13 protein-coding genes and 1 pseudogene are annotated in these 14,103 nt (G+C 68.2%); 9 read left to right on the top strand and 5 right to left on the bottom strand.

What is annotated here, in order from left to right; genetic code table 11:
* Nucleotides 1-45 precede the first annotated feature (45 nt).
* Together ACFQE9_RS14710 and ACFQE9_RS14705 are read right to left on the bottom strand one after the other, a co-directional pair.
* Entirely contained in the window at nt 46-1,551 is a 1,506-nt protein-coding gene (locus ACFQE9_RS14710) for a small ribosomal subunit Rsm22 family protein (RefSeq protein WP_379746387.1), read from the bottom strand.
* A gap of 163 nt (nt 1,552-1,714) precedes the next feature.
* Entirely contained in the window at nt 1,715-2,557 is an 843-nt protein-coding gene (locus ACFQE9_RS14705; protein ID WP_379746384.1) for a prephenate dehydrogenase/arogenate dehydrogenase family protein, read from the bottom strand.
* Between the two features lie 118 nt (nt 2,558-2,675).
* Between ACFQE9_RS14705 and ACFQE9_RS14700 the strand changes: the two genes are divergently transcribed.
* From ACFQE9_RS14700 to ACFQE9_RS14680, 5 genes are all read left to right on the top strand, one after another.
* Nucleotides 2,676-2,960, top strand: coding sequence for a DUF7545 family protein (locus ACFQE9_RS14700; protein WP_379746382.1), 285 nt, complete (start codon nt 2,676-2,678; stop codon nt 2,958-2,960).
* Between the two features lie 310 nt (nt 2,961-3,270).
* Nucleotides 3,271-4,314 (top strand): metal ABC transporter substrate-binding protein, encoded by a 1,044-nt coding sequence (locus tag ACFQE9_RS14695; RefSeq protein WP_379746379.1) that lies wholly within the window; start codon nt 3,271-3,273, stop codon nt 4,312-4,314.
* A complete protein-coding gene (locus ACFQE9_RS14690) occupies nt 4,311-5,051 on the top strand; it encodes a metal ABC transporter ATP-binding protein (RefSeq protein WP_379746376.1) in 741 nt (246 codons plus the stop codon). Before ACFQE9_RS14695 ends, ACFQE9_RS14690 begins: the two co-directional genes overlap by 4 nt.
* Before the next feature lie 21 nt (nt 5,052-5,072).
* Nucleotides 5,073-6,098, top strand: coding sequence for a metal ABC transporter permease (locus ACFQE9_RS14685; protein WP_379746373.1), 1,026 nt, complete (start codon nt 5,073-5,075; stop codon nt 6,096-6,098).
* 76 nt (nt 6,099-6,174) lie between these two features.
* The gene (locus ACFQE9_RS14680; protein ID WP_379746370.1) at nt 6,175-6,957 is read left to right on the top strand and encodes a CBS pair associated ParBc domain-containing protein; all 783 of its coding nucleotides are present in this window, start codon (nt 6,175-6,177) and stop codon (nt 6,955-6,957) included.
* A gap of 20 nt (nt 6,958-6,977) precedes the next feature.
* Here the strand turns inward: ACFQE9_RS14680 and ACFQE9_RS14675 are convergent, their stop codons facing one another.
* Together ACFQE9_RS14675 and ACFQE9_RS14670 are read right to left on the bottom strand one after the other, a co-directional pair.
* Nucleotides 6,978-8,084, bottom strand: a complete 1,107-nt coding sequence (locus ACFQE9_RS14675) for an Ldh family oxidoreductase (RefSeq protein ID WP_379746367.1) — start codon at nt 8,082-8,084, stop codon at nt 6,978-6,980.
* Nucleotides 8,085-8,133: 49 nt separating this feature from the next.
* The gene (locus ACFQE9_RS14670) at nt 8,134-9,120 is read right to left on the bottom strand and encodes an aminopeptidase (RefSeq protein ID WP_379746364.1); all 987 of its coding nucleotides are present in this window, start codon (nt 9,118-9,120) and stop codon (nt 8,134-8,136) included.
* Nucleotides 9,121-9,238: 118 nt separating this feature from the next.
* Between ACFQE9_RS14670 and ACFQE9_RS14665 the strand changes: the two genes are divergently transcribed.
* From ACFQE9_RS14665 to ACFQE9_RS14650, 4 genes are all read left to right on the top strand, one after another.
* Nucleotides 9,239-10,015: an HpcH/HpaI aldolase family protein gene (locus tag ACFQE9_RS14665; RefSeq protein WP_379746362.1), complete on the top strand. Its 777-nt coding sequence runs from the start codon at nt 9,239-9,241 to the stop codon at nt 10,013-10,015.
* Between the two features lie 96 nt (nt 10,016-10,111).
* Nucleotides 10,112-11,278: a mandelate racemase/muconate lactonizing enzyme family protein gene (locus tag ACFQE9_RS14660; RefSeq protein ID WP_379746359.1), complete on the top strand. Its 1,167-nt coding sequence runs from the start codon at nt 10,112-10,114 to the stop codon at nt 11,276-11,278.
* Between the two features lie 122 nt (nt 11,279-11,400).
* On the top strand, nt 11,401-12,285 hold the full coding sequence (locus ACFQE9_RS14655) for a dihydrodipicolinate synthase family protein (protein WP_379746356.1): 885 nt from the start codon (nt 11,401-11,403) through the stop codon (nt 12,283-12,285).
* A gap of 151 nt (nt 12,286-12,436) precedes the next feature.
* Nucleotides 12,437-13,714: a mandelate racemase/muconate lactonizing enzyme family protein gene (locus tag ACFQE9_RS14650; RefSeq protein WP_379746353.1), complete on the top strand. Its 1,278-nt coding sequence runs from the start codon at nt 12,437-12,439 to the stop codon at nt 13,712-13,714.
* An 11-nt stretch (nt 13,715-13,725) separates the two neighbouring features.
* Here ACFQE9_RS14650 and ACFQE9_RS14645 read toward each other — a convergent pair.
* Nucleotides 13,726-14,103: pseudogene (locus tag ACFQE9_RS14645) on the bottom strand (zinc ribbon domain-containing protein); the annotation flags it as partial.

Genomic DNA, 14,103 nt, shown 5'->3' with positions numbered 1-14,103 from the left:
CGGGACGGAGTCACATCCGTCACCCCACATCGTTACGTCACGTCCTCACGCCGCCGGCGCGACGAGGTCGACGACCGCCTCGTCGTCGATCACCAGGTTGTACGCCTCCTCGTCGTCGTTCCAGAGGACGAGCGCGTTCTCGAAGGCGCACACCGCGCCGTATCCCGCCTCCGAGAGCGTCCGGTTCAAGGAGGTCTCGCGCGTGCACACCGCGTAGTGGTCGAACGACTGGGAGCCGTCCCCGATCAGGTAGATCGGGTTTCCGCCGTCGGCGAGGTCGTGGCTCAACTTGACCGCGAGGAGGTTCACGCGGTCGGTGACGTGCGCGTCGGTCTCCGACATTCGCATGTGGCGCTGCGAACTCGCGTGGACGTCGACGCGGCGGGTCCCGTCGGTGCGGAGGATCGAGTAGGCGAACTGGACGTCGACGTTCTCGAACTCGCCCGGCTCGTCGGTCGGGCCGCGATCGGCCGCCTCGTCGAGCCGGCGCTGGAACGCGGGCACCTCGAGGTCCGGACGGACGTCGAAGGACCAGCCTCGATCGCTCGCTGTGGCGTCGGGCCACAGACTGAGCGTCGGACTGTAGACGGTGGCCTGCGCGGAGTTCCCGGACGTGGTGACCGCGCGTTCGATCTCTCGAAGCCCGATCGCCGTGTTCCGGTCCGCGGGCGCGAGCGCGATCACGGACCCGTCCGACGCGGTGGACGAAAGCGCCGCATTGACGACCGCGGCCGGGTCGGAAAGCTCCGAGAGGACGTTCCCGAACAGCACCAGATCGAAGGGCTTCCTGGGTGTACCCTCGTCTTGGCCGTCGTTCTCGGACTTGCCTTCGCTGCCGTCCTCGGTCCCGTCTTCGCGGTCGTCCTCCAGGCCGAAGTACGACTCCGCGGTCTCGCGACGGATCGTCGTCCGGAAGTTCCGCTCCGTCTCCGCGAGGAGGTCGGAGAGCACGTCCGCGGCGGCGCTCGGCTCGACGGCGACGTACTCCACGAGCGCGTCGTCGGGGAGGTAATCGTGGAGCCCGAGTGCCGGGCCGCCGACGCCCGCGCCGACGTCGAGCACGCGGAGGCGCCGTCCGAGCAGGCCGTTCGCCGCGAGGTCGTCGAGGACGTAGCCGATCGCGGCGTAGTAGTCCGCGAGGTGGTAGATCGCGTATCCGAGCGCCGCGATCCGGTCGTACTCGACGTGATTCTCGTAGTAGTAATCGCGCTTGAGCCGCCGGATCGCCTCCCGAAGCTCGTCTCCCGACTCCCCGTCGTGCCAGTTCGCGCCGAACTCGCCCACGAGACGGTCCTTGAGGGCGAACGCGTACCGCTCGGGGAGCGCCTCGGGCCCCCACCCCGGCGGCGAGGCCGGGCCGTCCTCGATCGGGACGAACGTCCCGTCCTCGCCCTCGCGAAGCCCGAGGTCGTAGGCCTCCTCGCGAAGGACGCGTTCGACGACCGCCGGGTGGGCTCCGCCCTCGACGTACTCCGAGATCTCGTCCGGATCGATCGGGCGAACCCGCCGGAGGTACCTCGCGGCGTCCCGGACCGCGTCCCTGTCGATCATGGACGCCACCCGTCGGTCGCGTCCATCGTGACGCCTCGAACTCCACGTTCAGTGTCCGTTTTTCTGGTCATGGTGGTCTTCGTGGTCTTCGTTATCTCCGTGGTCCTCGATCGGCGTTCCGCCCCGTCGTCGTGATCGCCTTTCCGCGTTCGACTCGCTCCGTTCATCCGTGTCGCTCGCGTTCGGGTGCGTCGCCGCGGGCTCGTTCGTACAGGTCGGCGAACTCCTCGAAGTCGGCGTCGGCGATATCGGCTGCCGCCCCGGCCACTCCCTCCGCGCCGTCGAAGGCACGTTGGATCTCCGCGTACACCTCTGGAGAGCCCTCCGTGACGGTGTCGGCGAGATCGTCGAGCAGGGCGGAGACCGGCGTGTGGAACTCCTCGCGGACGTCGTCGCCGGCGAGGCGCCACGCGAGGATCGCGGCGTGTGCGCCCGCCTGGACCGTCTCCATCGCGTCGTCGTGTTCGGCCGCCGTGGTCTCGAAGACGTCGTTCCCCCCGGCCTCGATCGCCTCGAGCACGAGATCCACCGTCGGTCCCCCCTCGTCGACGACCGCTGCGACGTTGCCGGGGACGCGCGGCGGGGCGAAAAGCGGGTGCAGGCTGGCGCGCTCGGTCGACGGGTCGAGGTGCTCGCGCATCGCCGCGATCGGCTCGGCCATCGCGCCCGAGACGTCGATCATCGCCTCCTCGACCGTCGGGGCGTACGTCGCGATCGCCCGCTCGACAGCCGAGATGGGGACGGCCAGACAGACGACGTCGAAGGTCGCCTCCGATCCCGCGATCGGCTCCTCGTCCTGCCCCGCGATCGGCCCCTCGTCCCCGACCGAATCCACGATCGCCTCCGGATCCAGCACCCGAGCGTCACGGGCCTTTGCGGCGGAGCGTGCACGCTCCGGATCGAGGTCGGTGAAGGTCACGGAGACGGCCGGATCATCCTCCACGGACGCGACCGTGTCGGCGATCCACCGCCCCATCTCCCCGGCGCCGACGACGAGTAGCTCCATCGGTTGAGTCGGGTTTCGGCGGCGACGCTTAAAGAGGTTCGACTCGAGGGACGGCCGCGACGTCGGGCACCTCGACCGATTCCCACAGACCCTTACGTCCCGATGACGAGGGGGAAGTATGGCCGAGACCGAGACCTACACCGTGACCGGACCCGACGGCGACGAGGACACAGTCGAGCTGCCCGCGGGGCTCGTCGACATGCTCTCCGACCAGGGCGAGCGGCCGACCCGCGTCGTCACCGACATGCTGTTGAACGTGATGGCCCAGCAGGCACACGCCATCACCCACCACTCGCAGGGCGACGTCCCCGAGGACGTCCAGGAGATCAACGACACCGCCGAGGAGCTCTTCGAGGAGCGGTTCGGCGAATCCCTCCAGGACGCGCTGGGTCACTCGCACTGATCGACGGCACGGATCGCCCGCGCCGATCACGGACCCGAACGGCCGCACGGATCCGGCGACCTGCCACCGAACCGCCGAAAACGTTCCACTTTCCGCCTCCCGCCCCGATTTCCGCTCTCCACACCCCCTTTCCGTTTCCTACTCCCCGCTCCCCTCTTTGCGATCCCTCGCGTCTTCCATTGGAGCATCTCGCTCGTCCGACGGGGGCGACGCGACGGAATATTAACACAGACTCCAAAGATACGATTTGTTATTAAAAATCTTGTTCTCAATAATAACATTCATAAGCGAGGACGACTGATCCGTGGGTATGAAACGGACGCGACGCCGACTGCTCTCGGGGACGGCGAGCGTGCTCGCCGCCGGGGCGCTCTCCGGATGCACGGGTCGGCTTCGGGAGATCGCCGGCGAGGAGACGCTCGATGACGGCGGCTATGCGGCCTTCTTCACGCTCTACGACTTCGCGCGCCACGTCGGCGGCGAGGTCTTCCCGGTCGAGAACCCGGTCCCGCCCGGGACGATGGGCCACCGCTACGAGCCCGGCCCGGACCTCCCGACGGAAGTGGCCTCCCACCGGGCGTTCCTCTACATGGACGTGGAGGGATTCCAGCGGTGGGCCCTCGACGCCGCCGAGACCATCGAACGCGACCATCCCGAGGTCGAACTCGTCGACGTCCTCGAGGGCATCGAGCTTCGCGAGTACGAGGACGACCACACACACGAGGACGACAACACACACACGGAGGGCGACGATCACGTGGAGGAGGAGGATCATTCGGACGGCGCTCACGACGACGCGGCGGACCGCCACGGCGACTTCGATCCCCACTACTGGACCGACCCCGTCCTGGCCGCCGAGAGCGTCGAGAACGTCATCGAGGGGCTTCAGGCGGCCGATCCGGACGACGAGGACGTCTACGCCGAAAACGGACAGGCCTACCTCGACCGGCTCGACGAGTTGCATCGGACCTTCGAGGAGGGGCTCGCGGACCGCGAGCGCGATACCGTCGTGGTCGCCAGCCACGACTCCTACCAGTATCTCGCGGAGCGCTACGGATTGCAGATTCACTCCCCGCAGGGCGTCTCGCCGCACGCACAGCCGACCCAAGAGGAGATACAGGAGACGGTCGGCGTCGTCGACCGGAACGATATCGACGTGATCCTCGTCGATCACTTCGGGTCGGCCGATCTGGCGAACGCCATCATTGGCGACTCGAACGCCTCGGAGATCCGCCGCATCTCCCCGGCGGAGGGGACGACGGCCGAGTGGAACGACCGGGGCTGGGGCTACATCGAACAGATGGAAAGGATAAACCTCCCGGCGCTGCAAGCCGCGCTCGGGATCAACGCGTGAACGCCGTCGTGTCCGTCCGGGACGTCACCTACACATACGGCGACACCGTCGCCGTAGACGACGTCTCGATCGACGTCGCGGACGGCGAGTTTCTCGGGCTCATCGGCCCGAACGGCTCCGGCAAGACGACCCTCCTCCACCTCATGTTGGGCCTGCTCGAGCCGGACTCGGGCGAGATCCGGCTGTTCGGCGAGCCCGTCTCCTCGTTCGAGGACGGCCACCGGATCGGCTACGTCGCCCAGCAGGCGACCCAGAAGGGCTCGACGATGCCGGTCACCGTCGAGGAGGTCGTCGAGATGGGTCGGTACCCACACCGCGGCTCGGGACGGCTTCGATCGGACGACCGGCGAATAATCGAGGAGGCCATGGAGCGCGTGGACGTGCTCGACCTCCGAGACCGGCGCATCAACGCCCTCTCCGGCGGCCAGCGCCAGCGGGCCTACATCGCCAGGGCGCTCGCCTCGGAGGCCGATCTCCTCGCCCTCGACGAGCCGACCGTCGGCGTCGACGCCGAATCGCGCGACCGGTTTTACGGGCTCCTCGAGGAGCTCAACGAGGAGGGGATCGCGATCGTCCTGATCGAACACGACATCGGGGTCGTCACCGACCGCGCCGAGCGGATCGCCTGTCTCAACCGCGAGCTGTACCACCACGGCGACACGGAGTCGTTCGTCGAGAGCGACGCGCTGGAGCGCGCCTACGGCGCGACCGGCACGGTCGTCCACCACCACCACTGAGGCGAGCGGAACGGATTCACCATGCGCCACGACACTACCCGATTTCGGTTGCTCCGCGGACTCATCGCGGTCGTCGCGGTCCTGATCGCGTTCCTGCTCGCGTTCATGGTGAGCGACGCTCTCGGCACGCTCGGGCTCTCCGGCGGCGGGTTCGCGGCGTTCGTCGTGCTCGCGGGTCGCGCGTTCGGCGCCGTCACCGGCCTGGAGCTGTTCGCGTTCCGGTTCGTCTGGTACTCGCTCGTCACGGGTGCGCTCATCGGCGTCGTCGGGCCGCTCGTCGGGATGTACATCGTCCACCGCGAGATGGCGCTCATCGGCGAGACCCTGGCTCATACGGCCTTCGCGGGGGTCGCGGTCGGGCTGCTCGTCGCGAGCGCCACCGACTGGTCGGCCCCGCTTTTGCTCTCGGCGCTCGTCGCCGCCGTCCTCGGCGCGCTCGCCGTCGAGTGGCTGGCCGAACACGCCGCCGCCTACGGCGACGTGCCCATCGCGATAATGCTCACCGGATCGTTCGCGCTCGGCACCATCGTCATCTCGTGGGGCGGCGGCTTCTCCGGGTTGAACATCGACTCGTTCCTCTTCGGCAACATCTCGTTCGTCCCCGTCGGCGGCGCCTGGCTGATGGTCGCCATCTCGGCGTTCGTGATCGCGACCGTCGCGAGCCGGTACAAACAGCTGTTGTACGTCACCTTCGACGAACAGGCGGCCCGCGTGGCCCGCCTCGACGTCTCCGCGTACAACACGTTGATCATCGTCCTCACGGCGCTCGTCGTCGTCGGATCCATGCAGGTGCTCGGCGTGATCCTCGTCGCCGCGATGCTCGTCGTTCCCACGGCGGCCGCCTCGCAGGTCGCCTCGAGCTTCCGTGAGGCGCTCTACCTGGCCGTCGTTATCGGGGAGATATCCGTGATAACGGGGTTGCTCGTCGGCTACGCCACCGGGCTTCCGGCCGGCGGCACGATCGTGTTGATCGCGATCGCGTGGTACGTCCTCGCCGTGCTCACAGAGGAGCGCGGGTTCCCCTCCTCGGGCGCGACGTCGCGGTGATCGAGGCGTCGTTCCGGCGTTCCCTCGCCGCCCCTCTCCCCCACCCTTTTAGGTCGTCTCCGACGTAGGTGGTCCAATGAGTCGGAAGCCGACCGTCGCCGAGTACATGACGCGCGAGGTGAAGACGGTCTCGCCCGACGACACGATCGGCGAGGTGGCCCAGCGCGTCGTCGACAACGAGGGCCACAACGGCTTTCCGGTCACGAACGGCCGGACCGTCGAGGGCTTCGTCTCCGCTCGCGACCTGCTCCTGGCCGACGAGGAGGCCCAGATATTCACGGTGATGAGCAACGACCTGATCGTCGCCCATCCGGACATGGCGATCAACGACGTCGCCCGTGTGATCCTCCGATCCGGGATCCAGAAGCTGCCGGTCGTCAACGACGCGGGGAACCTCGTCGGGATCATCTCGAACACCGACGTCGTCCGGTCACAGATCGAACGCGCCACGCCCGGAAAGGTCGGCAAGCTGATGCGCACCCTCGAGCAGATCCACGGGATCGACCTCGAGGAGGACCGCCGAACGGTTCGCCTCGACCGGCTCACCCCGACCCAGGAACGCGTCTACGCCGACGAGCTCGAGGGACGCAAGTACGAACTCGAGAACGGGCTCGCCGAACCCCTCGTCGTGATCGACAACGACGGCGAGCTGTTCCTCGCCGACGGCCACCACCGCGTGATGGCGGCCCAGGACCTGGGGCTCGAGGAGATGGATGCCTACGTCGTCGTCCTCTCCGAGCGCGTCGAGTTGGGAATGGCTCGGACCGCCAGCGAGGCCGGCCTGGAGTCGCTCTCGGACGTCGAGGTCGTCGATTACGCCCGCCACCCGCTCGTCGAGACGACGAAGCGACTGCAGTGATTCCCGACACAGAGACTGACTCAGACCCCGAACGAGTCGGGGATCGCCGCCTCCGCATCGACCTCCCGGGCGACGTCCGCGAGCAGTTCGAGGGTCTCCTCGTGGAACGGAATTCCCTCCGCCAGCCGTTTCTCCCTCGTCTCGTGTTCGGGCTCGCCCGGGATGCGCGCGCGGTCGCCCTTCGCGGACGGGCCCATCGGCACCGCGTCCGGTCCCTCGGCGTCGCGGATCATCCCCGCGAGCGCCTCGACGCGCTCGCGGTTCGCCGCCTCGTTCGAGAACCCGTCCGGGTCGGCGAAGACGAACATCGCGCCGTTGTTCACCCACTCGCCGCCGCCCTGGCCCGTCACCGGGTGATCGCCGACGATTCCGGCGAACAGCTCCGCGATCATGGCGAGGCCGAACCCCTTGTGTCCGCTGGTGAGCCCCCCGAGCGGCATCAACGCGCCGCGTCCGGCCTCCTCGTACTCGTCGGAGTCGGTGACGATCTCGCCCGCCTCGTCGACGACCCACCCTTCCGGAAGCGGTCGATTCTCGACGGCCCGCTTCGTCACCTTCCCGTGGGCGACCTGGCTCGTCGCCATGTCGAGGACGATCGGATGGGGGAGCGCGCCGAACGAGGGGACGCCGAACGCCAGCGGGTTCGTCGAGAAGAGCCGGTCGGCGCTCCCCGGCGGCGTGACGAGCGGGTCGGTTCCGCCGGTGTTGACGAACGCGGCGAAACAGCGTCCGGCCTCGGCGGCTCGTTCGGCCCACTCGCCGATTCGACCGAGGTGGGAGGCGTCCCGGACGCCGACCATCGCGACGTCACGGTCCTCCGTGAGTTCGATCCCGGCCTCGACCGCACGTCGACCGACGACCTGGCCGTACTGCCCGTTCCCGTCGACCTGGGCGGTCACCCCGCTCAACGGCTCGAGTTCCGGCGTCGCGCGGGGGTGGATCTCCCCGGTCTCGATCATCTCGAGATAGCTCGTCCCCATCCGGATCGAGCCGTGTGACCCGTGTCCTCGGAGGTCCGCCTCGACCAACGACTCCGCCACCGTCTCCGCGACGTCCTCGGAGGCGTCGAGTCCCGACACCAGCTCCGCCACGAACGGCCGCAGATCGGATGCGTGGATCCGTCTCATGGCTCACCGTCTCAAACCACGGCGAGTTAAAACCCGACCTTTCCGGAGATCATCCCTCGGCGACGGCCCGAAGCGCGTCCTCGTCGTAGGTGCCGTCCGCCAGGACCGTCCGTCCGTCGAGTTCGATCGTCGGTCGCGTGAGGACGGCGTCGACGTGGATCCCGCTTTTGACGGTGCCGCCGATGCTCGTGTTGTCGCCGAGGGCGACGTCGAGGACGCCGAGGCGCTTTTTGCACTCCGCGAGGTTGGGTGTGAGCCGCGCCGCCGGGTTCGTTCCCGGAGCGAACTCCGCGAGGTTGCGAGCGCCGTCGTCGGCGCCGTCGAGCGTCTCGCGGAGCGTCGCGGCCGACGACCCGCCGCGAACCTCGACGACGCGACCCGCCTCCAGGTCCAGTTCGACGGGTTCGTCGACCATTCCGATGCCGTCCACCGCGTGATCGACGACGATGCGTCCCTCGGCGCTCCCCTCGACGGGAGAGGAAACGGCGAGCCCGGGCGGGAGGTTCGAGAACCCGTAGTCGTGGAAGAACCCGTCCAACGGGAACGACGGACGGCCGTCGAGGCTCATCCGGGCGTCCGTTCCCTCCGGGGAGGTGACTCGGGCGTCCGAGGCGGCCGCGAGCGCGTCGCAGACGAGCCCGGTCGTCTCCCGAACGGCGTCGAAGTCCGCCGTCATCGCCCCCTCGACGAGCATCTCGGGGGTGACCCCCCTGAGGATCGCGACGCGGGCGCCGTTCGCGACGGCCTCCTTTCGTGCCGCGGTATGGGCCAGCGAGTGCTCGGTGACGACGAAGACGACGTCGGCGGCCGTCATCGCGGCGGCGACGCTGGCGACCGGTTCCGACCCGTGCCCGTCGAGCCGTGGAGCGATCGCCAGCGTGCCGTCCGCGTCCGCCGCTCGTGCGGCTCGGGTGAGCGCTCGTCCCAGCTCGACGGTCCCGGGATCGGCGACGACCACGGCCTCCTCGTCCGGGGTCAGTTCGCCCATCCGTTCGACGACGCGACGTGTCACCTCGGCGTACTCGAGTTCGCGCATACGTTCCCCTCCGTCTCCGGCCTCATAAGCTCGCCTCCGTCGGATCGGCGTCCACCGCTCGCGGTGTCGGGGGATCGCCACCCAAAGCGTTTTGTCGCCGGTTCATGAGTCGACCACCATGTCACTCGACAACGCGGTCTGTGAACGGTTGGAGTCTGGTGGAACGGCCCTCGGCGCCCGCACCCACTCGATGTCGCCGATCCTGATCGAGGAGTACGGCCGGCTCGGCTACGACTTCGTCTGGGTCGATCTCGAACACGCCGGGGCGAGCCCCTACGACGCGACGGCGCTCGATCCGCTCGTCCGCGCGGCCGAGGCGGCGGACGTCGAACTCCTCGTGCGGGTTCCCCACGCCGACCCGCCGCTCGTCCACAAGGTGTTGAGCGCCGGCGTCACGAGCCTCCTCGTCCCCCAGATCGATGACGCCGCCGAGGTCCGACGCGCCGTGCGGGCGGCCCGGTTCGAGTACGACGGTGAACCGGGGAACCGTGGATTCGGCGGCGGCCGTCCCGCGGCGTGGGGCGCGGACGCGGAACGGTTCACGGAGCGAGCCGACGAGACGGTCCTCGTCGGCGCGATGATCGAGACGGCGGCCGCCGTCGAGAACCTCGAGGAGATCCTCGCCGTTCCCGACCTCGGGTTCGCCTTCGTCGGTCCGACCGACCTCTCGATCTCGATGGGGTATCCACAGGAGACGGACCACCCCGAGGTGACCGCCGCGATCGACCGCGTCGAGGAGGCGTGTCTCGACGCCGGAGTACCTCTCGGCGCGCCCCGTCACGGCGTCGACGACGCCGAGAACGCGCTCGAGGACGGGTATCGGATCCTCCGCGTCGGAGACGAGATCGGCGCGGTGCGGGACGTGCTCGGCGCTCGTCTCGACGCGCTTCGGTGATCCCTCGACGTACTTCCGTGATCGAGTCACCGGTATTCGACCACAACGTGGCTTCGTGTGGTACCTATTTACGCGCGACCCACGTTGCCTACCCGCATGCGTATCACGGACGTGCGTGCGATGCCGGTTTCCGATCCCGTTCCGGAGGAGAAGCGCCACCGGACGGATCTCGGGACCAAGGTGAAGACCGACGCAACTCTCGTGTTCGTCGAGGCCGAGGACGGAACCACGGGGGTCGGAGCCGCGCTCGGCTCCCCGCCGACGATCGCCAGCATCGTCGAACACGAGCTTGCGCCGCAATTGCTCGATGCGGATCCCCTCTACACCGAACGCCTCTGGGAGCGGATGTACGCCGGATCGCGGTGGAAGCCGTCGCTCGAACGCGGCTACTCACAGCCGCGGGAGGACCGACGGGGGATCACGCTCGAGGCCATCTCGGGGATCGACATCGCGCTTTGGGACCTGAAGGGAAAACTCCTCGATCAGCCGGTCTACACGCTCCTCGGCCCCGTTCGTGACGACGTGCAGGCGTACGCGAGCGGCGGCTGGGCGCCCGGCGAACGGGCCGAAACGGAGATGCGCGGCTACGCCGAACGGGGGTTCGACGCCGTGAAGATGCGCGTCGTCGGGGAGGACGACTTCTCCATCGAGAACGCCGTGATCCGCGTCGAGGCGGCGCGTCGCGGCATCGGAGACGACGTCGACCTCATGGTCGATGCCCACGGGTCGCTCGACGTCTCGACCGCCAAACGGCTCGCAAAGCGCCTCGAGCCCTACGACATCGAGTGGTTCGAGGAGCCGGTCTCGCCGGACGATCACGCCGGCCTGGCCGAGGTGCGACGGTCCACGACCATCCCGATCGCGACCGGCGAGCGCGAGTTCACCCGCTTCGACTTCCTGAGCCTCATGGAGGAACGCGCGATGGACGTCGTCCAGCCGGACGTCGCGCGAGCCGGGGGGTTCACGGAGATCCGCCGAATCGCCGCGATGGCGTCGGCCCGCGGACTCCGGATCGCGCCCCACGCGTGGGGAAGCGGCGTCCTCTTCGCGGCGAGCATCCACCTCGCGATGGCGCTTCCCAACTGCCACCTCCTCGAGGTGAGCCAGGCGCACATGCCGCTCATGTACGACCTCTTCGAGGAGGACTACGAGATCCGCGACGGACGCGTGTACGCGCCGGATCGACCGGGGCTCGGGTTCACGCTCAGGGACGACTACGCCGATCGATTCGAGTACGTCGAGGGACCGGAGTACGTCTTCTGAGGGACGAACTACGCCTTTTCCGGCGGATTCAGCCGATGTGCCGGATCGGGATTTCTACCGAACCGCGAGAATTGACGAACGTCCTACATAACTGCTTTACCCGCGAGATCCGACGATGGGGTATGTCACTCGTCGGCATCATTCCCCCGCTCGTGACCCCGATCGAGGCGGACGGGGAAGCGATCGACGCCGAGGCGCTTTCCGCGTACGTCGAGTCCCTCGATCCACACGTTCACGGCCTCTTCCCGTGCGGCTCGACCGGTGAGTTTCCGAGCCTCACCCGCGAACAGCGTCGGACCGTCGTGGAGATCGTCTCCGACGCGTCGGCGGACGACACGCCGATCCTCGCCGGCTGTGGCGGGACGAGCGTGGGCGGAGTGATCGACCACGTTCGCGACGCGGCCGACGCGGGCGCGGACGCCGCCGTCGTCGTGACGCCGTACTACTTCTCCGGGTCGAAACGGGGTCTCCGGTCCTTCTTCGAGGGCGTCGCGGACGAGGCTCCGTTGCCGATCGTCCTCTACAACATCCCGGCGTACACCGGCCGGACGCTGCCGGTCGAACTCGTCTCCGAACTGGCCGAGCACCGAACCGTGGCCGGGATCAAGGACTCGAGCGGCGATCTCGGCTACCACCATCGGGTGCTCGCGTCGACCCCGTCCTCCTTCGCCGTCCTCCAGGGAACCTCCCACCTCGCGGCGGCCGCCCTCGATCTCGGCTGTGACGGCGTGACTCCCGGAGTGGCGAACGTCTTTCCCGAGGAGATGGTCCGGATCTACGATCGCCACCGCGCCGGCGAACGCGAGGACGCCCTCGAGCTGATGGAACGGTTCGTGCACCCCCTCACGGACGCCATCAGTACGATGCCGACGGCCCCCGCCTTCAAACGCCTGCTCGCGCTCGCCGGCCACGACGTCGGGCCGCCGCTTCCGCCGCTGTCCCCGCTCTCCCGCGACGACGCGGCGACCCTGGAACGGGAGTACGAGGCCATCGTCGAGACGATGTAGGCGACCCCGCGAGCCGTACTCCCGGTGACGGGATCGAGCGTCGGGACGGGCGGTTCGAAGTCCGGGCGTCCGTCGCCCCCGATCGAGCGGTGACCCCCACTGCCCTTTACCTTCCCGAAAGAATATTAGGATCTCGTCTGTTGGGGTAGCCGTGACAGACGCCGACGACAGCGAAGACACGCGTATCTCACAGAGCGGCGGCGTTCCGTGGCGGGACCTGCACGTGAGCGAGACCCACCGGCCGCCGGAGCGGGACGTCGAGATCACCGGGATCCGGTCGATGGCGGTCGCGGGGAACTTCACCTGGGGGATCGTCAGGATCGACACGAACACGGATCACTACGGGATCGGCGAGACTCACCGCGCGCCTCGGGGATTGCTCGAGTTCGCGGAGGGACTCGAACACGACCTCGTCGGCGAGAACCCGCTCGACGTCGACCGGCTCACGGAGCTTTTCAACCAGTCGTACACCAACTGCGGACGGATCGGTCAGGGCGCCTGGACCGGGATCGAGATGGCGCTTTGGGACCTCAAGGGGAAGCTGCTCGACGTCCCGGTCTACGAGCTCCTCGGCGGGAAGTATCGCGACCGCGTGCGAATATACAACGACACGCACGCGGGCGAGGGGCTCGGAAAGGCGGAGGCCGGATCCGGGGACCCTCGCGAGATATACACGCCGGAGTCGTACGCCCGCGCCGCCCGCGAGGTCGTCGAGGAGGGCTTCGAGGCGCTGAAGTTCGACCTCGACGTCTACACCGACCCGACCGTCGACACCGCGGCGCGGCGGCTCGACAACGAGGCGATCGCGCACAAGGTCTCGCTCGTCGAGGCGGTCCGCGAGGAGATCGGCTACGACGTGGACCTCGGCGTGGATCTCCACTGGAACTTCACCGTCGAGACCGCCGTGCGGCTCGCCCGCAAGCTGGAGCCGTACGACCTCGCGTGGATCGAGGACCCGGTTCATCCGGAAAAGCTGGAGGCGCAACGCCAGGTCCGCGAACGCACTACCACGCCCATCCTCACCGGCGAGCAGATCCACGGCACCGGCGACTTCAAGGCCCTGCTCGACGAGGAGCTGCTCGACATCGCGGCCCCCGACGTGACCCACTGCGGCGGGCTCCGCGTCATGCGCGAGGTCGCCACCCTCTGTGACCTCCACGGCGTTCCGGTCGCGCCGCACAACGTCTCCAGCCCGCTCGGCACCGTCGCCGGCGCCCACGTCGCCGCGTCGATCCCGAACCACCTCTGCATGGAGTACCACGCCCGTGAGATCCCCTGGTGGGACGACATGGTCGACCGAACCGGCGGCAGCGGCCCGATCCTGGAGGACGGATACGTCGACCTCCCGGAGGGTCCCGGCCTGGGCGTCGAACTGGACCCCGAGGTCGTCGAGCGACACCTCGTCGAGGGACACGAGTCGATCGTGTAAACTACCCCACCCTACTCGCTCACGGCTTCGCCGTTCGCTTCGTTGAGGGTGGGGCTTTCGCGTGGACTCCTGTTCTGGCCATTGCTGGCAGGCGAATACTCGCCGTTCACGTTCAACGTCCCGCGATTCAAGCGCACGTTTACGGGTGCGCCTCCGCTCGACGACGTTTGCGCCGAGCGGAGATGTTTCAGACCAATATTCTTCGCCGCGTTGTAGTCCGCGTGCGGTGAGTATCCGCACTTCAAACACTCAAACACGTCCTACCCGTCCGACTTCGGGCGGTTGTTTTCGTGAGTGAAGCCACACTTCGAACACCGCTGGGAGGTGTAGGCGGGACTCACTTGTTCGACCGAGATCTCGACCACCTCGGCTTTGTATTCGACGTACTC

The sequence above is a fragment of the Halopenitus salinus genome (assembly GCF_042662125.1).
Taxonomy (GTDB): domain Archaea; phylum Halobacteriota; class Halobacteria; order Halobacteriales; family Haloferacaceae; genus Halopenitus; species Halopenitus salinus.
This window is presented reverse-complemented; position numbering and strand designations above follow the sequence as displayed.

Bases quoted from the DNA above. Each gene is read 5' to 3' on its own strand.
- ACFQE9_RS14710 (WP_379746387.1), bottom strand. From the start codon at position 1,551: ATGATCGACAGGGACGCGGTCCGGGACGCCGCGAGGTACCTCCGGCGG.
- ACFQE9_RS14705 (WP_379746384.1), bottom strand. From the start codon at position 2,557: ATGGAGCTACTCGTCGTCGGCGCCGGGGAGATGGGGCGGTGGATCGCC.
- ACFQE9_RS14700 (WP_379746382.1), top strand. From the start codon at position 2,676: ATGGCCGAGACCGAGACCTACACCGTGACCGGACCCGACGGCGACGAG.
- ACFQE9_RS14695 (WP_379746379.1), top strand. From the start codon at position 3,271: ATGAAACGGACGCGACGCCGACTGCTCTCGGGGACGGCGAGCGTGCTC.
- ACFQE9_RS14685 (WP_379746373.1), top strand. From the start codon at position 5,073: ATGCGCCACGACACTACCCGATTTCGGTTGCTCCGCGGACTCATCGCG.
- ACFQE9_RS14680 (WP_379746370.1), top strand. From the start codon at position 6,175: ATGAGTCGGAAGCCGACCGTCGCCGAGTACATGACGCGCGAGGTGAAG.
- ACFQE9_RS14675 (WP_379746367.1), bottom strand. From the start codon at position 8,084: ATGAGACGGATCCACGCATCCGATCTGCGGCCGTTCGTGGCGGAGCTG.
- ACFQE9_RS14670 (WP_379746364.1), bottom strand. From the start codon at position 9,120: ATGCGCGAACTCGAGTACGCCGAGGTGACACGTCGCGTCGTCGAACGG.
- ACFQE9_RS14665 (WP_379746362.1), top strand. From the start codon at position 9,239: ATGTCACTCGACAACGCGGTCTGTGAACGGTTGGAGTCTGGTGGAACG.
- ACFQE9_RS14660 (WP_379746359.1), top strand. From the start codon at position 10,112: ATGCGTATCACGGACGTGCGTGCGATGCCGGTTTCCGATCCCGTTCCG.
- ACFQE9_RS14655 (WP_379746356.1), top strand. From the start codon at position 11,401: ATGTCACTCGTCGGCATCATTCCCCCGCTCGTGACCCCGATCGAGGCG.